Source organism: Methylobacterium sp. 174MFSha1.1 (assembly GCF_900116815.1).
In the GTDB taxonomy this organism is placed as follows: domain Bacteria; phylum Pseudomonadota; class Alphaproteobacteria; order Rhizobiales; family Beijerinckiaceae; genus Methylobacterium.
Window position 1 is genome coordinate 21166 of sequence record NZ_FPCB01000050.1, and the last position, 21118, is coordinate 42283.

Sequence of the window (21118 nt, forward strand, 5' to 3'; positions counted from 1 at the left end):
GAAAGGGTCTCCCCCCGTTCTAGGTCGCGGGGGGCCGCTCCGCCAACCCGGGCGCGTCGGCGCAGGGGGCGCGCCCGCGAAAGATGTGCCCGTTCATGCAAAAAGGCCGGGCTCTCGCCCGGCCTCGTCGGCACGCAGTCCTTGCGAAGCCCTCAGGGCTTCGGGAAGTCGACCGGCTTGTCGGACAGGGTCTTGAGGTAGGCCAGGATGTCGGCCCGCTCGGCGCCCGAGGGCACGCCGGCGAAGGCCATGATGGTGCCCTGGACGAACTGCTTCGGGCCGTGGAGGAAGTGGTCGAGGTCCTCGTAGGTCCAGTTGCCGCCCTTGGCCTTCATGGCCGCGGAGTAGTTGAAGCCCTCGTGGCCGCCCTTCGGGCGCTCGACGATGCCGTACAGGTCGGGGCCGACCTTGTTCGGGCCGCCCTTCTCGAAGCTGTGGCAGGCCATGCACTTCTTGGCGGCGGCCTGGCCCTTGGTGGCGTCGGCGCTGGCGAGGCGCACGGGGAGCGGCTCCTCCTTGGCGGCCGCCGGCGCCGCGGCGCCGGCATTCTCCTCGGCGGCCGGCAGCGCGTAGCCGCGATCACCCGCCGGCTTCGGCTTGTAGATCAGCTCGGCCAGGAACCCGGTCCCCATCGCGAGGAGCAGGGCGCCGAGCACTGCGCCGGCGATCTTGTTAAGCTCGAAGGAATCCATGTCTCGGCAGCTCCGATGCTCCGGTGAGCAGGGGCGATGCGAGGCGCGGCCCGGCGCCACGCCGCAGTGAAGGTCCGCCGGTGCTTAGCCGTTCTGCGGCGCGGTTGACAATGGCTCTAAACCTCGTCGGTTCGTCGCAGAGCGCGGGCGTGTGGACGGCGCCACGGTCCCGCGCGGGCGGCGCGCCGTGAGGAGCTCGCCAGCAGCGGCCCGCCAAGAGTGAGCCGCCAAGAGCGAGCCGCCATGACAAGCCGGGCCGGCACTGCTAAGAGCCGCGGCTTGCCGGGCCTCCCGTCATCCACAGGCTTCGAGCCCCGCACAGGCTTCAAGTCCCGCACAGCTCCGAATCGCCGCATGTCCGATCCCCTCGTCCTGATTCCCGCCCGCCTCGCCGCCACCCGCCTGCCCGAGAAGCCGCTGGCCGACATCGCCGGCGTGCCGATGATCGTGCATGTCTGGCGTCGCGCCGTGGAAGCCGGCATCGGTCCGGTGGTGGTCTGCACCGACACGGACGCCATCGTGCAGGCGGTCGAGGCGGCGGGCGGCCTCGCGGTGATGACGCGGCCCGACCACCCGTCCGGCTCCGACCGCCTGGCCGAGGCGCTGGAGGTGATCGACCCGGAGGGGCGCCACGACGTGGTGGTGAACGTGCAGGGCGACCTGCCGACGATCGATCCCGCCGCCATCGCCGCCTCGGTCGCGCCGCTCGCCGACCGGGCGGTCGACATTGCGACGCTCTGCGCAATCATCACCCGGCCCGAGGAGCGGACCGAGCCCAGCGTCGTCAAGCTGGTCGGCTCCGAGATCGCGCCGCGTCGCCTGCGGGCGCTCTACTTCACCCGCGCCACCGCGCCGTACGGCGACGGCCCGCTCTTCCACCATATCGGCCTCTACGCCTATCGCCGCCGGGCGCTCGCCCGCTTCGTCTCCCTGCCGCCGAGCCCGCTGGAGCAGCGCGAGAAGCTGGAGCAGCTGCGCGCGCTGGAGGCCGGCATGCGGATCGACGCGGTGGTGGTCGACGACGTGCCCCTCGGCGTCGACACGCCGCACGACCTCGAGCGCGCCCGCGCCATCCTGGCCGCCCGGCGCCTGAACTGACTGTTTTTCGAAAGCCGCGACGATGAACCGACAGATCTCCTACCAGGGCGAGCCCGGCGCCAACTCGCACATCATCATCCAGGAGGCCTATCCGGACTGGACGCCGCTCCCCTGCGCCACCTTCGAGGACGCGCTGACGGCGGTGCAGGACGGCTCGGCGGCCTTGGGCATGATCCCGATCGAGAACTCGATCGCCGGCCGCGTCGCCGACATCCACCACATGCTGCCGGCCTCAGGGCTCCACATCGTCGGCGAGCAGTTCCTGCCGATCCACTTCCAGCTGATGGCCCTGCCGGGCGTGCGGCTCGACGAGATCCGCACCGTGCACAGCCACGTGCACGCGCTCGGCCAGTGCCGCAAGATCATCCGGCGCCTCGGCCTCAAGGCGGTGGTGGCGCCCGACACCGCCGGCGCCGCCCGCCAGGTCGCCGAGTCCGGCGACCGCACCCGCGCCTCGCTCTCGCCGCGGCTCGCCGGCGAGATCTACGGCCTCTCGATCCTGGAGGAGGACGTCGAGGACGAGGCCCACAACACCACCCGCTTCGTCGTGCTCTCCCGCGAGCCGGTCCTGCCGCCCGCGGGCGACGGGCCGACGGTGACGAGCTTCATCTTCCGGGTCCGCAACATCCCGGCCGCGCTCTACAAGGCGCTCGGCGGCTTCGCGACGAACGGCGTCAACATGACCAAGCTCGAGAGCTACATGGTCGAGGGCCAGTTCACCGCGACCCAGTTCTACGCCGAGGTCGACGGCCATCCGGAGGAGCCCGCCTTGCGCCGGGCGCTCGACGAGCTGGCCTATTTCTCGAGCGCGTTCCGGATCATCGGGACCTATCCGGCGCATCCGTTCCGGGAGAGCGCCCGGCCGCCGGCGGAGTGAGTTCTGTATCGGTTCGACGACTTCACGGAGTCTCGCGGCATCCTCTCTCCTGCCTGTGCGGACCGGGGATAAGGATCACTGGTGTTCGAGGACAGGAGTAACGTCTGGCGACGGACCCTCAGATCCAGCTGCTATTCCTGACCCGCGCCACAGGCGATGGTATTGACGAATATACGGCATTGCCGTATATTCGTCTCATGCACGCGGTCTTGACCACGCCCACCTTCGAGGCCGATGCGGCGGATGCCGGGCTCGACGACGAGGACGTCCAGGCCATCTCAGCGTGGCTCTCGGAGAACCCGCTGGCCGGGGCCATGATGGCGGGCACGGGTGGGGCCCGCAAGGTTCGGTTCGCCGGGAGGGGCCGGGGAAAGAGCGGTGGCTATCGCACGATCCACTATTACGGTGGAGACGATATTCCCTTGTTCCTCCTGGCTCTCATCGACAAGGGCGACCGCGAGAACCTCAGCAAGGCGGAACGTAATGCTCTGGCGGTCGAGCTGACCTGCTTGGCCGACGACTACCGCGCGGGCGTGGCCGCGAGGCTGGCGACCTTGAAACGGAGGGTTTGATGACGAAGCTTGGCGAACGTCTCCTCAAGAGCGCTCAGGAAGCCAGAGCGATCGCGCGCGGCGAGATGGAGCCGGCCCGGGTCTTCACGCCTCCTTCCGTCGATGTGGCTGCGATCCGCAAGAAGACAGGCCTCTCACAGGAGAGGTTCGCCCAGCGATTCGGCTTCTCACCGGCCGCCATCCGCGATTGGGAGCAGAAGCGCCGCAATCCGGATGCGGCGGCTCGCACGCTCCTGATCGTCATCGACAAGGAGCCGGCCGCCGTCGAGCGGGCCCTGTCGAGCATCGCGGCGTGAGAGCTCCATGAAATGGAAGCGCAGATCGTCTGGAGCTTTTTCTGACCAGTCGAAAATCGGTTCGTCGTCGAGAGCGCGGTAAAACGAAGACTTGCAGAGTTCCGCGGTTGCGGCGCAATCGTGAAGTGCCTCAATCCGTTCGGGCCGGACGCTGGCACCCATCTGGATGAATATGGTGCAAAGCGCGATTGGCGGTGGGAGGGCCTATCTGCCGGTTCGAGGTCTGTCATTATTGCTTTGAACTGCGCGAAGCAGAAAGCTCAGAACAACGACCCCTGCGCCTCCGTCCTCCGCTCCGGCGGTGGTGGCGCCGGCGCGTCCTCGTCCGGCCGCAACAACCCGGCCTCATCGTTCCGCACGTCGTTCACCCGCCGGCTCGCCGGCCCCAGCTCCAGCCACTCCTCCGGCGCCGGCCGGCACAGCGCGCTCGCCCGCCCGGCATCGACGTCCCGCAGGTCGAGCCATTGGTCGACCCCCTCCGGCGACAGGATCGCCGGCATGCGCTCGTGGATGCCGGCGAGCAGCCCGTTGGCGTCGCAGGTAACGATCGCCGCGGTGTCGATCTCCGAGCCGTCGCGGCTGCTCCAGGTCTCCCACAGGCCGGCGAGCGCCATCGGCCGGCCGTCGGCGCGGCGGATGGCGTAGGGCGCCTGGCCGCGGGGCCCGCCGCGGCGCCACTCGTAGAAGCCGTCGGCGAGAAAGATGCAGCGCCGGTAGCGCAGGGCGTTGCGAAAGCTCGGCTTCTCGGCCGCGGTCTCGATCCGGGCGTTGATCACGAGGGGAAAGTCGTCCGGGTCCTTGACCCAGGCCGGCAGGAAGCCCCAGCGCATCAGCACGAAGCGCCGCCGCCCGTGCTCGGAGGTCACCACCGCCACCGGCTGGGTCGGCGCCACGTTGTGGCGCGCCGGGAAGTTCGGCTGCTCGGCGTACCCGTAGAACTCCCGGAAGGTCTCGGGCGACGAGGTGACGAAGAAGCGGCCGCACATGGTCGAAAAGCCCCCTACAGCCAGCGCTTCCAGCGGAAGAAGGCGTAGGGCAGGATCGCCGCCACCACCATCATCACCACCGCCATCGGGTAGCCGAAGCCCCAGTCGAGCTCCGGCATCACCTTGAAGTTCATGCCGTACATCGAGGCGATCAGGGTCGGCGGCATGAACACCACCGCCATGACCGAGAACAGCTTGATGATGTTGTTCTGCTCGAGGTTGACGAGGCCCAGCGTGGCGTCGAGCAGGAACTGGATCTTTCCCGAGAGGAAGCTCGCATGCTCCTCCAGCGACTGGAGGTCGCGCAGGGTCGAGCGGACCTCCTCGCGGATCTCGCGCGGCGCCTTGCTCGCCCGGTAGCTCGCCGAGAGCGAGAGCAGGATGCGCTCGACCGAGACCAGGCTCTCGCGCTGCTGCGACAGGAGCTCGTTGTGGCGCCCGAGCGCCCGCAGGGTGTCCTGCAATTCGGCGTTGCGGGCGCTCGGGTCGGAATGCTCGGCGAAGATCCGGCGCGAGAGCTGGTCGATCCGCTCGCCCTGGAGCTGGAGCACGTCGGCGGCGCGGTCGATCACGGTCTCGATCAGGCCGGCGAGGATCGCCTCGCCGGTCAGCATCACCCCCGCCGGCCGCGCCGCCCGGTGCACGAACATCCGGAACGCCTGCGGATCGTCGTAGCGCACCGTGGCGAGCTTGTTGTCGCGCAGGATGAAGGTGACGCCGGTGAGCCGCGCGTCGTCGGTGTCGACCCGGCACAGGAGCCGCCCGGTCATGTAGCGGGCGCCGTTCTCGACGTAGAGCAGCTCCGAGGGCTCGATGTCCTGCATCTCCTCCCGGGTCGGGATCGAGATGCCGAGGAAAGCCTCGACCTTGTGGTCCTCCTGGCGGGTCGGCTCGATCAGGTCGATCCAGAGCGCGTCCGGCGGGATCGGCTCCGACATCTCGAGCAGGCGCCGCTCCAGGAGCGGCTGACCGGTGCTGGCGCAGGCATTCGGCTGATGGACGAAGATCAAGGGCGGTCTCGGACGACGGTGACGCGACGGAGAGGCCTTGTGGCCCGGCCGCTTGAAGGCTCCGTGACAGCTAGGTCACGGGGGGCCTGGATGTCGATGACGTCGGATCCACAGCCGCCCGCTGTTTTCGTTTGAATGGATCCCCGCTCACGCCTCGGGTGGCTGGCAGACGTCGATCCACTCGGCCCCCGTCAGCGCGGCCATGCGGTCGGGCGTGATCCGCACGGCGCTGTGGGGGGAGCCCGCCGCCGGCACCACCTCGTCGAAGGCCTTGAGGCTGACGTCGCAATAGACCGGGAGCGGCGTGGCAAGGCCGAAGGGGCAGACCCCGCCGACCGGATGGCCGGTGATGGCCTCGACCTCCTCCGCCCCGAGCATCCGGGGCTTCACCCCGAAGGCGGCCTTGGCCTTGCGGTTGTCGAGGCGGGCGTCGCCCCGCGCCACCAGCAGCACCACGCGCTCGCCGAGGCGTAAGGAAAGGGTCTTGGCGATGCGGGCGGGCTCGACGCCGTGGGCGGCCGCTGCGAGGGCCACGGTGGCGGAGCTTGCCTCGGTCTCAAGCACGGTGAGATCGGGGGCGCGCGCGGCGAGGTCGGCCTTGACGGAAGCGAGGCTCATCGGCGGGTGGTCCCGCGCGGGGAGAAAGCGGTCACGGAGGGGCTCTCAAACGATCGAGGGAAGCCGGTCCGACTCCCCTCGCCCAGCGTGATTTCGCGCGCAAGTCCCGTCTTGCAAATCCCGTCTTGCAAGTCTCCTCTTGCAAGTCCCGCGTCGCATCCCGATGGAGACCACGCGGTTACGGGCGCGCGGCGTCGCGCGCCCGCCATGCCGCTCAGTAGCGCGGGCCGCCCGTGGTGTTGCCGAGCTGCTGCTGGAAGCCCGGGCGCGACGGGTTGCGGGCATTCGGGCTGCCGCGCATCATGGTGTTCCGGCGCATCATACGGCGCATGTGGCGGTCGTGGCGCTTCATGCGGTGATAGTGGTGGTGGCGGCGCATGGCGACGTGCTCGACCGTCGACTCCGCGCCGGCGACGGCCGGGGCCGGACCGGTCACGGCGGCCGAGGCCGGTGTCATGGCGAGACCGCCCAACAGAACGCTCGCCGCCAGCGCCAGGGTCAGGGACTTCATCGCGATATTCTCCAGCCGGTGGCCCCCTCGGCCAACCCAACCGTCAATCTTCCGCCCTGCGCGCGGTTCCGTTGCGACATCGGAAATCATCGGGAAAAATTCCGTAGAGACTACGCAGGGCTGGCGCGGGCCTGCCGGTCTGCGGTCCGGGCTTGCGCGCCCGGCGCGCCTCCGCCATCCCGGCGCCCATGCGCGCCGTTCCCTCCCTGCCGATCGATGCCGTCCTCAGCGACGTCGCCACCGCCCTGGCGGAGCCCGCCGGCCGGCCCAACGCGGTGCTGGTGGCTCCGCCCGGCGCCGGCAAGACCACCCGGGTGCCCCTCGCCCTCCTGGAGGCGCCCTGGCGCGGCGACCGCCGGATCATCCTCCTGGAGCCGCGCCGCCTCGCCGCCCGGGCGGCGGCCGAGCGCATGGCCGCGACCCTGGGTGAGGCGGTCGGCGAGACGGTGGGCCTGCGGGTGCGCCTCGGCTCGAAGGTCTCGGCCCGCACCCGGATCGAGGTCGTCACCGAGGGCGTGTTCGCCCGCATGATCCTCGACGATCCCGAGCTCGACGGGATCGCCGCGGTTCTGTTCGACGAATTCCACGAGCGCTCCCTCGACGCCGATCTCGGTCTCGCGCTGGCGCTCGATGCGCAAGAGGCCCTGCGCGAGGACCTGCGCCTCCTGGCGATGTCGGCGACGATCGACGGCGCCCGGGTCGGGGCTCTCATGGGCGACGCGCCGGTGATCGTCTCGGAGGGCCGGGCCTTCCCGGTCGAGACCCGCCATCTCGACCGCGACCCGCGCGAGCGCATCGAGGATGCGGTGACCGACGCGGTGATGCGGGCGCTCCGGGCCGAGCCCGGCTCGGTCCTGGCCTTCCTGCCGGGCCAGGCCGAGATCCGGCGCACCGAGGAGCGCCTGCGCGAACGTCTCGCCGATTTTCCCGATGTCGATCTCGCTCCGCTCTACGGCGCCCTCGACCGGGCGGAGCAGGACCGGGCGGTGCGCCCGAGCCCGGCGGGACGGCGCAAGGTGGTGCTCGCCACCTCCATCGCCGAGACCTCGCTCACCATCGAGGGCGTGCGGGTGGTGGTCGATTCGGGGCTCGCCCGGGTGCCGGTCTACGAGCCGGATCTCGGGCTGACCCGCCTCGTCACCCAGCGCGCCTCCCGCGCCTCGGTCGACCAGCGGCGGGGCCGCGCCGGCCGCACGCAACCCGGCGTGTGCTACCGGCTCTGGGCCGAGGCGGCGACGGGGGCGCTGGAGCCCTTCACCCGGCCCGAGATCCTGGCCGCCGACCTCGCCGGGCTGGTGCTCGACTGCGCCGCCTGGGGTGTCGCCGACCCGACGACCCTGCCCTTCCTCGATCCGCCCCCGGCTCCGGCGCTGGCGGAAGCCCGCGCGCTGCTCGCCGGCCTCGACGCCCTCGACGGCGACGGCCGCCTGACCGCGGCCGGCCGGGCTTTGCGCGCCCTCCCCCTGCCGCCGCGCCTCGCCCGCATGGTGGTGAGCGCCGCCGAGCGCGGCCGCGCGGCGGCGCGGGACGCGGCCGACCTCGCAGCCGTCCTGGTGGAGCGCGGCCTCGGCGGCGATGCCGTGGACCTCACCGAGCGGGTCGAGCGCTATCGCCGCGACCGATCGGGCCGGGCCGAGGACATGCGCCGCCTCGCCGCCGGCTGGGCGAAACTGGCGACGGGCATGGTCGCGGCGGCGGAGGCTGAGACGCCCGACACCGGCACGCTCCTCGCGCTCGCCTACCCGGACCGGATCGCCCGGGCCCGCGGCCGGCCCGGCGAGTACATCCTCGCCAACGGCCGCGGCGCCGCCCTCGACCCCGCCGCCGGCCTCGCCCGCGAGCCGTTCCTGGCGGTGGCCGAGATCGTCGGCAAGGCCTCGGCCGCGCGCATCCTGGCCGCCGCGCCTATCCCGCTGCCGGCCATCGAGGCGCTGTTTGCCGACCGGATCGAGGCCCGCACCCGGGTCGAGTTCGATCCCGAGGCGCGGGCCCTGCGCGCCCGGGCGCAGCGCCGCCTCGGCGCCGTCGCGCTCGCCGAGCGGATCCTGCCGGTCCCGCCCGACGCGGACAGCGCCGCGATCCTGGCCCGCGGCCTCGCCACGCTCGGAATCGGTGCCCTGCCCTGGTCGAAGGCGGCGCAGCAATGGCGCGAACGGGTGATGTTCCTGCGCTCTGCCGAGGGCGAGCCCTGGCCCGATCTGTCGGATGCCCACCTCGCCGAGACCCTGCCCGACTGGCTCGGGCCCCATCTCTCGGGCCTCACCCGCCTCGACGAGATCGGCGCCGACCGGCTCTCGGACGCCCTGCACGACCTCGTGCCGTGGTCCTTGCGCGCCCGGCTCGACGCCGAGGCGCCGACCCATCTCGAGGTCCCGACGGGCTCACGCATCCCGGTCGATTACGCCGCCGAGGGCGGGCCGGCTCTGGCCGTGCGGGTGCAGGAGCTGTTCGGCCTCACCCGCCACCCGACCATCGGCGGCGGACGCGTGCCGCTCGTGCTGCACCTGCTCTCGCCGGCCCAGCGCCCGATCCAGATCACCCGCGACCTGCCGGGCTTCTGGCGCGGCTCCTGGGCGGCGGTGCGCGCCGACATGCGCGGCCAGTATCCCCGCCATCCCTGGCCCGAGGATCCGACCTCCGCCCCGCCGACCCGGCGGGCGAAGCCGCGGGGGACGTGAGGCGATGGATCCGGTCCGCCGACCGCGGCAGACGCTTCGCGCCGTGCCGACGGTCGCCCGTCTCCCCGTGGGTCCCCGACCCACAGGTAGCAGAAATCCGCCGATACAATCCGAGAAAGGAAATCGCAGCGATTTCGTGAGATTCATGGGGCGCCCGTAGAAGACCGCGTGATGCTGCCCGACGATCTCGATCTCGACATCCTCGCCGCCGACTGGGTCTGGGAGACCGACGCGGGCTTGCGGCTGACGAGGGTGCACGGGCGCTTCGCGGCGCTGACCGGCGCGGCCGAGCCGCTCGGGCGCCCTTGGCCGGGGCTCGACGGCGATCCGGACGACGATGCGCCGCTCCGCAGTCCGATCCCGTTCCGGGACGTGATCCGGCCGCACCGGCACCGGGACGGCCGCACCCGCTGGTTCCGGTTCGGCGGGGCGCCGCTGCTCGCCGCGGACGGGACCGTCACGGGGTGGCGCGGGCTCGGCGCCGAACTGTCCGGGCCGGCCGTGGCGGAACTCGAACGGGCGCGGCGCTGCGAGGAGCAGTCGCGACGGTTCGATGAGCAGTCGCGACGCTTCGAGGCGGTGGTGGAGAACCTGCCCCTCGGCGTCAGCCTGTTCGATGCCGACCTGCGGCTGACCGCCCACAACGAGCGGCTCCGCGACCTCTTCGGTCTGCCGCAGGAGCTGCTGCGCCCCGGCACGCCCCTGGAGCGCATGATCCGCACCAGTGCCGGCGCGGGCAACTATCCGCATCTGAATCCCGACGAGGCCTGGGACTACGTGTCGGCGCGCATCGCGCAGCGGGTCCGGCTCCAGCGCGAGCGGCACCTGCCGGACGGCGTCCTGCTCAAGACCACGATCGCGCCGCTGCCGGATGGCGGCACCCTGGTGGTGCACGAGGACGCGACCGACCGGGCGCGGGCCGATGCGCGCCTAGCCGAGCAGAACCGCTGGCTCGACCATGCCCTCGCCCACATGTCGCACGGCCTCGTCCTGTTCGACGCCGATCACCGGGTCACGGTGGTCAACCGGCAGTTCCTCGACCTCTACGGCCTGTCGCCCGAGACGGTGCATCCGGGCATCACCGCCGAGGAGCTGATTCACCGCCGCACCGAGGCCGGCAACTTCCCGGGCCTGCGGCCCGAGGAGGCCTGGGTCCAGGTCAGCGAGCGGCTGGCCGCCCGCACCCGCTACCGGCTCGACCAGACGCTGACTGACGGGCGGGTCGTCGCCGTCACCTACGCGCCGACCCCGGAGGGCGGCTTCGTGACGGTGCACGAGGACGTCACCGCCGCCAAGCGCGCCGAGGCGCAGATCGTCCACATGGCGCACCACGACGCGCTGACCGGCCTGCCCAACCGCGCCCTGCTGCACGAGGGCCTGGCCGAGGCCCTGGCGCAGGCGCCAGCCTCCGGCGGTGCCACGGCGGTGCTGTGCCTCGACCTCGACCGGTTCAAGACCGTCAACGACACCCTCGGCCACGCCGTCGGCGACAAGCTGCTGCGCGAGGCGACCGCCCGGCTCACCGCGGCGATCCGCGACGAGGCCGGCCTCGCGACCCTGGCCCGGCTCGGCGGCGACGAGTTCGCGCTGGTCCTGCGGCCGACCTCGCGCTTCCGCGCCGGGCGCCTCGCCGGCCGGCTGATCGAGGCGGTCGGGCGCGACTACGAGATCGACGGCCAGCGCGTCGCGGTCGGCCTCAGCGTCGGGATCGCGCTCGGCCCGACCGACGGGCAGGATCCCGAGGGCCTGCTGCGGGCCGCCGACATGGCGCTCTACCGCGCGAAGGCCGAAGGGAGAGGCGTCCACCGCTTCTTCGAGCCCGCGATGGACGCGGCGATCCAGACCCGGCGCAGCGTCGAGCTCGATCTGCGGGCGGCGCTGGCCGAGCAGCAATTCGCCCTGGCGTTCCAGCCGTTCCTCGACCTGGCGACCAACCGGATCGCCGGGTTCGAGGCGCTGGTGCGCTGGCACCACCCGGTCCGCGGCGTGGTCAGCCCCGCCGCCTTCGTGCCGATCGCCGAGGAGACCGGCATGATCGTGCCGCTCGGCGAGTGGGTCCTGCGCCAGGCCTGCCGCGAGGCGGCGCGCTGGCCGACAAGCCTCCGGGTCTCGGTCAACCTCTCGCCGGTGCAGTTCCGCAGCGGCGACATCGACGCCACCGTGATCGCGGCCCTGCGCGACGCGGGGCTCGATCCCCACCGGCTCGAACTCGAGATCACCGAGGGCGTGCTGCTGCAGGACAACGCCTCGACCCTCGCCATCCTGCACCGCCTGAAACGGCTCGGCGTGCGGATCGCCATGGACGATTTCGGCACCGGCTACTCGTCGCTCGGCTACCTGCGGGCCTTCCCGTTCGACAAGATCAAGATCGACCGCGCCTTCGTGGCCGACCTCGCGGTGCGGCCCGACGCGCTCGCCATCGTGCGGGCGGTGACGACGCTCGCCGACAGCCTCGACATGACCACGACCGCCGAGGGCGTCGAGACCGAGGAGCAGCTGGCGCATCTGCGGGAGGCCGGCTGCACCGAGGTGCAGGGCTACCTCATCAGCCGGCCGGTCCCGTCGGAGGCGGTGGCGCCGATGCTGACGGAGGACGGGATCGTTCAGCCCTCCCCGACGGCTTTCTCGCCCTCAGGGTCATCCCGGGGCCGCGAAGCGGAACCCGGGATCCAGAGCCGCCGACGGTGACGGACAAGGCGAATCGCGCTCCGTCTCGTTCTCTGGCACCTGCGTGTCTGGATCCCGGGCTCCGCTGCGCGGCCCCGGGATGACCAGGAGGGGTTCGGAAGCGTCGAGACGAACCGGGCCGGGTTCGTTCCTCAGTGCCGCAGGCCCGGCGCCTCCCGCCCGGTCTTCTCGACGTATTCCGAATACCCGCCGCCATATTGCTGGATGCCGTCCGGCGTCAGTTCCAGCACCCGGTTCGACAGGGCGGCGAGGAAGTGCCGGTCGTGCGAGACGAACAGCATCGTGCCCTCGTACTGGGCGAGCGCGGCGATCAGCATGTCCTTGGTGCCGACGTCGAGGTGGTTGGTCGGCTCGTCGAGGACGAGGAAGTTCGGCGGGTCGTAGAGCATGCGCGCCATGGCGAGCCGCGCCTTCTCGCCGCCCGAGAGCACCCGGCAGCGCTTCTCGACGTCGTCGCCCGAGAAGCCGAAGCAGCCGGCGAGCGTGCGCAGCGAGCCCTGGCCGGCCTGCGGAAACGAGTCCTCCAGGAACTCGAACACCGTGCGCTCGCCGTCGAGGATGTCCATCGCGTGCTGGGCGAAGTAGCCGAGCTTGACGCTGGCCCCGATCGTGACGGAGCCGGCATCCGGCGTCGTCGTGCCGGTGGCGAGCTTCAGGAGCGTCGACTTGCCGGCGCCGTTGACGCCCATCACGCACCAGCGCTCCTTGCGGCGGATGCCGAAATCGAGCCCGTCGTAGATCGTGCGGCTGCCGTAGCTCTTGCGCACCGATTTCAGGCTGATCACGTCGTCGCCCGAGCGGGGTGCCGTGGGGAAGTCGAAGGCGACGCTCTGGCGGCGGCGCGGCGGCTCGACGCGCTCGATCTTGTCGAGCTTCTTCACCCGGCTCTGCACCTGGGCGGCGTGCGAGGCGCGCGCCTTGAAGCGCTCGATGAACTTGATCTCCTTCGCCAGCATCGCCTGCTGGCGCTCGAACTGCGCCTGCTGCTGCGCCTCATTCTGCGCCCGCTGCTGCTCGTAGAAGGCGTAGTCGCCCGAATAGGTCGTGAGCGAGCCGGCATCGATCTCGATGATCTTGCCGACGATCCGGTTCATGAACGCTCGGTCGTGTGAGGTCATCAGCAGGGCGCCGTCGAAGCCCCGGAGGAAGTCCTCGAGCCAGATCAGGCTCTCGATGTCGAGGTGGTTGCTCGGCTCGTCGAGCAGCATCACGTCGGGGTTCATGAGCAGGATGCGGGCGAGCGCGACGCGCATCTTCCAGCCGCCCGACAGGGCACCGACATCGCCCTCGATCATCTCGGGCGCGAAGCTCAGGCCGGCCAGCACCTCGTGCGCCCGGCCCTCGAGCGCGTAGCCGCCCAGTTCCTCGAACCGCCCCTGGACCTCGCCGTAGCGCTCGACCAGCGCCTCCATCTCGTCGGCCCGGTCGGGATCGGCGAGCGCCGTCTCGATCTCGCGCAGCTCGGCGGCGATTTCGCTCACCGGGCCGGCCCCGTCCATCACCTCCGACAGGACGGAGCGGCCGGCCATCTCGCCGACGTCCTGGCTGAAATACCCGATGGTGATGCCGCGGTCGGAGGAGACCTGGCCCTCGTCGGGCTGCTCCTCGCCGGTGATCATCCGGAACAGCGTCGTCTTGCCGGCGCCGTTGGGGCCGACGAGCCCGACCTTCTCGCCGCGCTGCAACGCCGCCGAGGCCTCGATGAAGAGGAGCTGGTTGCCGTTCTGCTTGGCGATCTTGTCGAGGCGGATCATGGGAGGCGGGTGTCCGAGATGGAGGGCGCGGCGGATCGCGCGCGAGGTCGAGGAAGATCTGCCACGGCTTCGTGGCGGAGGGGTGTCACGGCACCCCAAACCATGGTCGGCATGACCGACAGGCTTCATTCCTTCCCATCTTCGACCTCATCCTGAGGTGCTGCTGCGTGCAGCAGCCTCGAAGGAGGCTTCCAGCGGGCGCCATGGCCTCTGGAGGCCTCCTTCGAGGCTCGCTTACGCTCGCACCTCAGGATGAGGTCGTGGGTGGGAAGGGGTCAGGCTGGGGGTTACCCCTGATGTCCGCCCCGCCCGTCGACCACGTCGGTGGCGGCCCGGAAGGCGGCGTCGGCGTCGAGCGCGGTGGTGTCGAGCACCACCGCATCCTCCGCCACCCGCAAGGGGGCCGCGTCGCGGTCGGCGTCGCGGGCGTCGCGGCGCAGGATGTCGGCCAGCACCGCCTCGTAGGGAACCGGATCGCCGCGGCCGTCGAGCTCGCGATGGCGGCGCCGGGCGCGCTCCTCCGCCGAGGCGGTCACGAACAGCTTCACGGCGGCGTCCGGGCAGACCACCGTGCCGATGTCGCGCCCGTCGAGCACGGCGCCCTCGGCCGAGCCGGCGAAGCGGCGCTGCCAGTCGAGGAGCGCGGCGCGCACCGCTGGTTGCGCCGAGACGATCGAGGCCGCCTCGCCCATGGCGCTGCCGCGCAGGCGCGGATCGGCGAGGAAGGCCGGCTGGAGCGCCTGCGCGGCGGCGGCCGCCGCGGCCGCATCGGCGAGGTCCCGCTCCGCGTCGAGGAGCGTCAGCGCCACGGCCCGGTAAAGCAGCCCGGTATCGAGGTGGGGCAGGCGGTAATGCTGCGCTAGGCGCTTGGCCAGCGTCCCCTTGCCGGAGGCCGCCGGCCCGTCGATCGCGATGATCATCGGCGCCCTCATGCGTCGAGGCCTGCGCCGAGCGCCCGCATGTCGGCGAGGAAGGCGGGGTAGCTCGTCGCGATCATCGCGCCGTCGTCGACCGTCACCGGCCGGCGGGCGACCATGCCGAGCACCAGGAACGCCATGGCGATGCGGTGGTCGAGATGGGTCTCGACCGTGCCGCCGCCCTGGGGCGCCGTGCCGTCGCCGTGGACGATCAGGTCGTCGCCCTCGACGACGTAGGAGACGCCGTTGACCTTCAGCCCCGCCGCCACCGCGGCGAGACGGTCGGATTCCTTCACCCGCAATTCGTGCAGGCCCTGCATCCGGGTCGTGCCGTGCGCGCAGGACGCCGCCACCGCGAGCACAGGGTACTCGTCGATCATCGCCGGCGCCCGCTCGGGCGGCACCGTCACGCCCGTGAGCCGGCTGTGGCGCACCCGCAGGTCGGCGACGGTCTCGCCGCCCTCCTCGCGCTCGTTCAGCCGCTCGATGTCGCCGCCCATTTCGAAGAGCGTGGTGAGGAGGCCGGTGCGTAGGGGATTCATCATCACTCCCTCGATCACCACCTCGGAGCCCGGCACCACGAGCCCGGCGACGAGCGCGAAGGCGGCCGAGGACGGATCGGCGGGCACCACCACGTCGGTGGCTTTCAGCGTCGGCTGGCCGGTGAGCGCGATGCGCCGGCCGTGGCCGCCGGGGCCGATCGCCTCGACCTCGACATGGGCGCCGAACAGCCGCAGCATCCGCTCGGTGTGGTCGCGGGTCGCGGCCGCCTCCACCACCGTGGTGACGCCGGGTGCGTTGAGCCCGGCGAGCAGCACCGCCGACTTCACCTGCGCCGAGGCGACCGGGCTCTCATAGGTGATCGGCACCGCCTCGCGGGGGCCGCGCAGGGTCAGCGGTACCCGGCCGCCCTCGGCCTGCTCGACGACCGTGACGCCCATCTGCACCAGCGGATCGAGGATCCGCCGCATCGGCCGCTTGCGGAGCGAGGCGTCGCCGTCGAAAGTCGCGGTGACCGGGTGGCCGGCGACGACGCCCATCATCAGCCGCGAGCCGGTGCCGGCATTGCCGAAATCGAGCACGCCCTCCGGGTCCGAGAGGCCGCCGACGCCGACGCCGCGCACCCGCCAGCGTCCCTCGCCGTCGCGGTCGATCCCGGCGCCGAGCGCCTTGGCGGCGGCGGCGGTGCGCAGCACGTCGTCGCCCTCGAGGAGGCCCTCGATCCGGGTCTCGCCGAGGCTGAGCAGCCCGAGGATCATCGCCCGGTGCGAGATCGACTTGTCGCCGGGCGGCCGCAGCCGGCCCCGCAGGGCCGTCCCGGCCTGGGCGGTGATCGGGGACGGAGTGGAATCGTGCGACACGGGCAGACGGCCTGGTTCTCGAGAATCGCGAAGAAAGCGCGGGAAAACGGCCGGGTCGTTACCACGCGGGCATCGCCGCGTCATCCGCCGGCCCCACAGGTATTTGACAGCGCTGACGGGCGCGACTAACCGGACCCACTCTTATCAGACATCGACAGGAACGTGACGACCGTGGCCAGACCGGAACTCGGCTTGAAGCGCCAGTGCATGAGCTGCGGCGCGAAGTTCTACGACCTCAGCAGGGACCCTGCCGTGTGCCCCAAATGCGGCACCGTCTATCAGGTCGCCGCCCTCTCCAGCACCCGCGTCCCCGCCCCGGCCATCGCCAACCGCGCCCCGCGCGAGGAGGAGACCGAGGAGGAGGCCGGCGCCCCCGAGATGGTCTCCCTCGACGAGGTCGAGGCCGCCGAGGGCGGTGACGACGTCTCGGTCGACGACGACGATGCCGACGTGGCCGATGCCGGCGGCGACGACGACACCTTCCTCGAGGAGGACGAGGAGAGCGGCGACGACGTCTCCGACCTCATCGACGGCGACATCGAGAACGACGAGGAATCCTGATTTTTCGGTGCCTCGGGCGATGGCGGCGGGGCCCGCCTTCGCCCAACGCACTGGTTTTTCTGTAGAATTCGCGACGGTCACGAAAACTTCGCGAAGACCCGCCCCGAGGGCTTGTGTCCGGCGCCACACCCCCCTATACCGCCGCTCACCGACGGCGACCCCGCGAGGGGGCGCCGCACCGGTTCCGGGACGGATCCCATACGTCCTGCAGCGTGGGGCTTTAGCTCAGCTGGGAGAGCGCCTGCATGGCATGCAGGAGGTCAGCGGTTCGATCCCGCTAAGCTCCACCAAACCACCTCAGGCTCTGCCTGATACGACCGGATCGCAGCCAGCGATCAACGAGACCCGCCGGCGTACCCAGCGCCGCGGCTGACGGATGGGGCTTTAGCTCAGCTGGGAGAGCGCCTGCATGGCATGCAGGAGGTCAGCGGTTCGATCCCGCTAAGCTCCACCATCCCCTCCATCCGATCTGACTTTGATGTTGTTTGCGTCGGCGACCTTATTCGGTCGATCAGAATGCGCCGAGTGCGGGTCGTGGCGTGGATGGCTCCGACTCGCTCATAGAGTTTTTTCTCCCGAGACTGCCCTGCCCTGATCCCGACCCTTCGCGTGGTCAGGCCGATGGAGTTCGGAACCCGATCCGGCGAGTCCTTGACGGCGGTCGTCCCCGTCCGAATATTGCGGACACGATGACGGGCAATCCCGGTCCGGACCGTGGGGCATTCCGGATGGCCGACGCGTCGCTCGATACCGCGGAACAAATCGCCCGCGTCCTCCGGTCAATCGAGGAGACGCAGAAATTCGTCGCCGAGCAGCGTAAGCTGATGTCCGAGCAGGCCAAGCTTCAGGCGGAAGCTGCCAAGATGGAACGCGACCGCATGTTGGCGCCCTGGCAGATCGTCGCCGCCAGCGTCGCGGCGACCGCCGCGCTGATCGGGGGCACCGCCGCTCTCGTCAAGCTGTTCTTCCCGTGACACCCGATCGCCTCCGCGAATGCCTCACCTTGCCCGCTGATCGCAGCGGGGCTTGACCGAACTTCTTGGATGCGACGACCTGGCTCCGGAGGCGGCGCCCCGCCCCATCCGTCGAGGCGTGAGACGGACCGGCCCTCCCGCCGGCGATCGACGGACATTCCGGCGCATGGCCGCAGATCGCGGTCAGCGTCGGAGCCTGCAACCGAACGAGGAGCGATCGACCGTGGATCGATGGCAGGCGATGCGCATCGTCGCGAAGGTGGCGGAGACGGAGAGCTTCGCCGAGACCGCGCGCCTCCTGCATCTGAGCCCCCCGGTCGTGACCCGGGCGGTGGCGGCTCTGGAGGAGGCGATCGGCGCGCGCTTGTTCGTGCGCACCACCCGGTCGGTGAAGCTCACCGAGGCGGGGGCGCGCTACGTCGCCGATTGCCGGCGCATCCTGGCCGACATCGCCGAGGCCGAGGCCGCGGCGGCGGGACTCTACGGCATGCCCTCGGGCACGCTCGCGGTGACGGCGCCGATCCTGTTCGGCCACATCCACGTCCTGCCGATCGTCACCGACTATCTCGACGCCTACCCGGCGATGACGGCGCGCACCCTGTTCGTCGACCGGCCGGTCAACCTCGTCGAGGAGGGCATCGACGTCGCCATCCGCATCGGCCACCTGCCGGATTCCGGCCTTACCGCCTTGAGGGTCGGGGCGGTGCGCCGCGTCGTCTGCGGGGCGCCGGGCTACCTCGCGCAGGCCGGCGCGCCGGCGCGGCCCGCGGACCTGAAGCAGCACCGCATCGCGGTCTCGACCGGGTCCTGGGCCTCGCCCGAATGGCGCTTCAAGGACGACGAGCGGATGACCATCCGTCCGGCGCTCGAGACCAACACCAACGAGGCCTGCATCACCGCCGCGCTCGCCGGCTGGGGGCTGACGCGGGTGCTGCACTACCAGATCGGCCCCGCCCTGCGCGAGGGCCGGCTTCAGATCGTCCTCGCCGAGTACGAGGAGGAGCCGCTGCCGATCCACGTGCTCCATCCGGAGGGGCGGCACGCTCCCGCCAAGGTGCGGACCTTCGTCGACCTCGCGGTGGCACGCCTGCGCGCCACCGAACTCCTGAACTGATGGAGCGTCAGCCGCCGAGCGGCGAAGGCACCGGCGAGACGCCCTGCGCCACGGCCGCCCGCTGCTCGGCCGCGAGCGCCCGCGCGTAGGACGGCTCGGCCTTCAGGCCCTCCCAGTAGGTCTTGGCGAAGTCCGGCAGCTGATCGCCCAAGCCCGCGAACTCGGCCAGCATCAGGGCGTAGCCGATGCTGATGTCGGCGGCGGTGAAGCGGCCGGCGCAGACGAAGCGGCGGTCGCCCAGCACCGTGCCGAAGCCCTTGAGCCGCGACAGGAACCATCGCGCATAATCCTCGACGAGGCCGGGATTGCGCCGCTCCGGCGGCTCGAACCGGCCGTAGCGCAGCACCAGGGTCTGCGGGAAGGTCAGGGTCGCCTCGCCGAAATGCAGCGCGTTGAGGTAGCGGCCGTACTCCGCCTCGTCGGGCCGCACACCGAGCCCCCCGGCGCCGTGGCGCGCCGCCAAGTACTCGCAGATCGCCGCCGATTCGGTCATCCGCGTCTCGCCGTCTTCCAGCAGCGGGATCGTGCCGAGCGGGTTGAGGGCGAAGTATTCCTTGGCGTGGACCCGCGGCGGGAACGGCAGCATCGCCAGCTCGTAGGGCAGGTCCAGCGCCTCGAGGGCCCAGAGCGGCCGGAACGAGCGGGCGCCGACGCAGTGATGGAGCTTCATTTCGTCACCAGCGGGCAGTTGCCGGCCTGGAGCGGCCGGAAGGCCTGGTCGGCGGGGATGGTCGAGACCAGGCGGTAATAGTCCCAGGGGCCCTTCGACTCGGAGGGCTTCTTCACCTCGAACAGGTACATCGGGTGGGTTACCCGCCCGTCGGGCCGCACCTCGGAGCGGCCGAACAGGGGATCCTCCGCCGGCACCCGGCGCATCTCGGCCGTGACCGTCGCCGGATCCTTGCTGCCGGTCGCCTTCACGGCCTTCAGGTAGTGCATCATGCCCGCATAGACGCCGGCCTGGACCATGGTCGGCATCCGGCCCTTGTGGCGCTCGGCGAAGCGGCGCGACCAGGCCCGGGTGCCGTCGTTGAGGTCCCAGTAGAAGGCCTCCGTCAGCACCAGCCCCTGCGCCACCTTGAGGCCGAGGGAATGCACGTCGCTCAGGAAGACCAGCAGGCCGGCGAGGCGTTGCCCGCCCTCGGCGACGCCGAACTCGGCCCCCTGCTTGATGGTGTTGATCGTGTCGCTGCCGGCATTGGCGAGCCCGATCACCTTGGCCTTCGAGCCCTGCGCCTGAATCAGGAAGGAGGAATAGTCGGTCGCCGCGACCGGGTGGCGGACCGAGCCCAGCACCTTGCCGCCGTTGCGCTCGACCACCTCCGACACGTCGCGCTCCAGCGCCTTGCCGAAGGCGTAGTCGGCGGTGATGAAGAACCAGGTGTCGCCGCCCGAGCGCACCATCGCGCCGCCGGTGCCGTTGGCGAGCGCCCAGGTGTCGTAGGTCCAATGGATGGTGTTGGGCGAGCAGAGCGCTCCCGTGATCTCCGAGGCGCCCGCACCCGAATTGATCATCAGCCGGTTCTTCTCGCGCACGATCTGGTGCACCGCGAGCGCCACCGAGGAGAACGGCACGTCCAGCACGACGTCGAGGTCGTCGCGGTCGATCCACTGGCGCACGATGCCGGCGCCGATATCGGGCTTGTTCTGGTGGTCGGCGGAGAGGACCCGGATGTCGAAACCGGAATTCTGCGCCTTGAAGTCGGCGGCAGCCATCTCGGCCGCCACGACGGAGCCATCGCCGGCGAGGTCGGAATAGGGCCCGGCCCGGTCGTTCAGCACGCCCAGGGTGACGCGGGTGGGCGGCGAGGCCGCGTGGGCCTGGGCGAGGGTGAGCAGGGATGCGGCGGCGAGCGCCAGGGCGCGGCAGGTTCGGCGGAGCGTGGATGTCGGCATCGTGTCCTCCCGGTAGTGTGTGGCATCCGGTCGTTGGTCGCCGGACGTTCTGTCATCCTCCTCGTCATCCCGGGGCCGCGAAAGCGGAACCCGGGATCCATAACCGCCGAGGGTGCAGAACGCAGCTCGACGCGTTCCGCCTCGTCCTCAAACGTCAGCGGTTATGGATCCCGGGTTCTCGCCTTTCAGGCGAGCCCCGGGATGTTGGGGTGGACGGCCCCCGCCGGCATCATAAGTGCCAGGTTGAGGTCGTCTGACACCCAACCGAGGAGACCGTCCGTGACGCAGATTAGCATCATCGGCCTGGACATCGCCAAGTCCGTCTTCCAGTTCGAGGCCCAGGACGCGCAGGGCGCCGTGGTGAGCACCGAGCGCGTCTCGCGCGACAAGCTGCTGCCGGCGCTCAAGAAGATCCCCGCCACCATCGTGGCGATGGAGGCCTGCGCCACCGCCCATCACTGGGCGCGCCAGATCCGGGCTCTGGGCCACGAGGTGCGCCTGCTGCCGCCGGCCTA

At 71.1% G+C, this 21118-nt stretch carries 19 protein-coding genes, 2 tRNA genes and 1 pseudogene; 12 read left to right on the forward strand and 10 right to left on the reverse strand.

From position 1 onward, the window contains the following. Positions 1-152: 152 nt before the first annotated feature. The gene (locus tag BM430_RS30095; protein ID WP_093570893.1) at positions 153-692 is read right to left on the reverse strand and encodes a c-type cytochrome; all 540 of its coding nucleotides are present in this window, start codon (positions 690-692) and stop codon (positions 153-155) included. Positions 693-1046: 354 nt separating this feature from the next. Here BM430_RS30095 and BM430_RS30100 point away from each other — a divergent pair, with 354 nt between their 5' ends. The 4 genes from BM430_RS30100 to BM430_RS30115 all read left to right on the forward strand — a co-directional run bounded on the left by BM430_RS30100 (position 1047) and on the right by BM430_RS30115 (position 3535). Then, positions 1047-1790 carry a 3-deoxy-manno-octulosonate cytidylyltransferase gene (locus BM430_RS30100; protein ID WP_093570894.1) on the forward strand — a complete coding sequence of 248 codons (744 nt, stop codon included), beginning with the start codon at positions 1047-1049 and terminating at the stop codon, positions 1788-1790. Between the two features lie 22 nt (positions 1791-1812). After that, the gene (locus BM430_RS30105) at positions 1813-2667 is read left to right on the forward strand and encodes a prephenate dehydratase (protein ID WP_093570895.1); all 855 of its coding nucleotides are present in this window, start codon (positions 1813-1815) and stop codon (positions 2665-2667) included. Positions 2668-2876: 209 nt separating this feature from the next. Then, entirely contained in the window at positions 2877-3239 is a 363-nt protein-coding gene (locus BM430_RS30110; protein WP_244539726.1) for a type II toxin-antitoxin system RelE/ParE family toxin, read from the forward strand. Continuing rightward, positions 3239-3535 (forward strand): helix-turn-helix domain-containing protein, encoded by a 297-nt coding sequence (locus BM430_RS30115; RefSeq protein ID WP_093570897.1) that lies wholly within the window; start codon positions 3239-3241, stop codon positions 3533-3535. Before BM430_RS30110 ends, BM430_RS30115 begins: the two co-directional genes overlap by 1 nt. A 260-nt stretch (positions 3536-3795) precedes the next feature. Here the strand turns inward: BM430_RS30115 and BM430_RS30120 are convergent, their stop codons facing one another. From BM430_RS30120 to BM430_RS30135, 4 genes are all read right to left on the reverse strand, one after another. After that, entirely contained in the window at positions 3796-4521 is a 726-nt protein-coding gene (locus BM430_RS30120) for an SOS response-associated peptidase (RefSeq protein ID WP_093570898.1), read from the reverse strand. 14 nt (positions 4522-4535) lie between these two features. Further along, entirely contained in the window at positions 4536-5531 is a 996-nt protein-coding gene (locus BM430_RS30125) for a magnesium transporter CorA family protein (protein ID WP_093570899.1), read from the reverse strand. Between the two features lie 147 nt (positions 5532-5678). Continuing rightward, the gene (locus BM430_RS30130; RefSeq protein WP_093570900.1) at positions 5679-6149 is read right to left on the reverse strand and encodes a YbaK/EbsC family protein; all 471 of its coding nucleotides are present in this window, start codon (positions 6147-6149) and stop codon (positions 5679-5681) included. 214 nt (positions 6150-6363) lie between these two features. Beyond that, complete coding sequence (locus BM430_RS30135; protein ID WP_093570901.1) at positions 6364-6660, reverse strand: hypothetical protein; 297 nt, start codon at positions 6658-6660, stop codon at positions 6364-6366. A gap of 188 nt (positions 6661-6848) precedes the next feature. Between BM430_RS30135 and hrpB the strand changes: the two genes are divergently transcribed. After that, positions 6849-9338, forward strand: coding sequence for an ATP-dependent helicase HrpB (gene hrpB, locus BM430_RS30140; RefSeq protein ID WP_093570902.1), 2490 nt, complete (start codon positions 6849-6851; stop codon positions 9336-9338). A gap of 171 nt (positions 9339-9509) precedes the next feature. Further along, entirely contained in the window at positions 9510-12026 is a 2517-nt protein-coding gene (locus BM430_RS30145) for a sensor domain-containing protein (RefSeq protein ID WP_093570903.1), read from the forward strand. A 131-nt stretch (positions 12027-12157) separates the two neighbouring features. Here the strand turns inward: BM430_RS30145 and BM430_RS30150 are convergent, their stop codons facing one another. The 3 genes from BM430_RS30150 to aroA all read right to left on the reverse strand — a co-directional run bounded on the left by BM430_RS30150 (position 12158) and on the right by aroA (position 16058). Continuing rightward, positions 12158-13780 carry an ABC-F family ATP-binding cassette domain-containing protein gene (locus tag BM430_RS30150; RefSeq protein ID WP_093570904.1) on the reverse strand — a complete coding sequence of 541 codons (1623 nt, stop codon included), beginning with the start codon at positions 13778-13780 and terminating at the stop codon, positions 12158-12160. Between the two features lie 287 nt (positions 13781-14067). Then, positions 14068-14700 (reverse strand): (d)CMP kinase, encoded by a 633-nt coding sequence (gene cmk / locus BM430_RS30155; protein WP_093570905.1) that lies wholly within the window; start codon positions 14698-14700, stop codon positions 14068-14070. Between the two features lie 8 nt (positions 14701-14708). Next, the gene (aroA, locus tag BM430_RS30160) at positions 14709-16058 is read right to left on the reverse strand and encodes a 3-phosphoshikimate 1-carboxyvinyltransferase (protein ID WP_093570906.1); all 1350 of its coding nucleotides are present in this window, start codon (positions 16056-16058) and stop codon (positions 14709-14711) included. A 171-nt stretch (positions 16059-16229) separates the two neighbouring features. On the opposite strand from aroA, the gene BM430_RS30165 reads away from it, so the two are divergent. From BM430_RS30165 to BM430_RS30185, 5 genes are all read left to right on the forward strand, one after another. Next, positions 16230-16619: a TIGR02300 family protein gene (locus BM430_RS30165; protein ID WP_093570907.1), complete on the forward strand. Its 390-nt coding sequence runs from the start codon at positions 16230-16232 to the stop codon at positions 16617-16619. Positions 16620-16833: 214 nt separating this feature from the next. After that, positions 16834-16909 (forward strand) — tRNA-Ala (locus tag BM430_RS30170). 88 nt (positions 16910-16997) lie between these two features. Beyond that, positions 16998-17073, forward strand: a tRNA-Ala gene (locus tag BM430_RS30175). Between the two features lie 235 nt (positions 17074-17308). Then, entirely contained in the window at positions 17309-17593 is a 285-nt protein-coding gene (locus BM430_RS30180; protein WP_244539727.1) for a hypothetical protein, read from the forward strand. Between the two features lie 223 nt (positions 17594-17816). Further along, positions 17817-18707, forward strand: coding sequence for a LysR family transcriptional regulator (locus BM430_RS30185; protein ID WP_093570909.1), 891 nt, complete (start codon positions 17817-17819; stop codon positions 18705-18707). Between the two features lie 7 nt (positions 18708-18714). Here the strand turns inward: BM430_RS30185 and BM430_RS30190 are convergent, their stop codons facing one another. Continuing rightward, positions 18715-19377, reverse strand: coding sequence for a glutathione S-transferase family protein (locus BM430_RS30190; protein ID WP_093570910.1), 663 nt, complete (start codon positions 19375-19377; stop codon positions 18715-18717). Next, the gene (locus tag BM430_RS30195) at positions 19374-20603 is read right to left on the reverse strand and encodes an ABC transporter substrate-binding protein (protein WP_093570911.1); all 1230 of its coding nucleotides are present in this window, start codon (positions 20601-20603) and stop codon (positions 19374-19376) included. Before BM430_RS30195 ends, BM430_RS30190 begins: the two co-directional genes overlap by 4 nt. Positions 20604-20882: 279 nt before the next feature. Here BM430_RS30195 and BM430_RS30200 point away from each other — a divergent pair. After that, a pseudogene (locus tag BM430_RS30200) lies at positions 20883-21118 on the forward strand (IS110 family transposase); the annotation flags it as partial.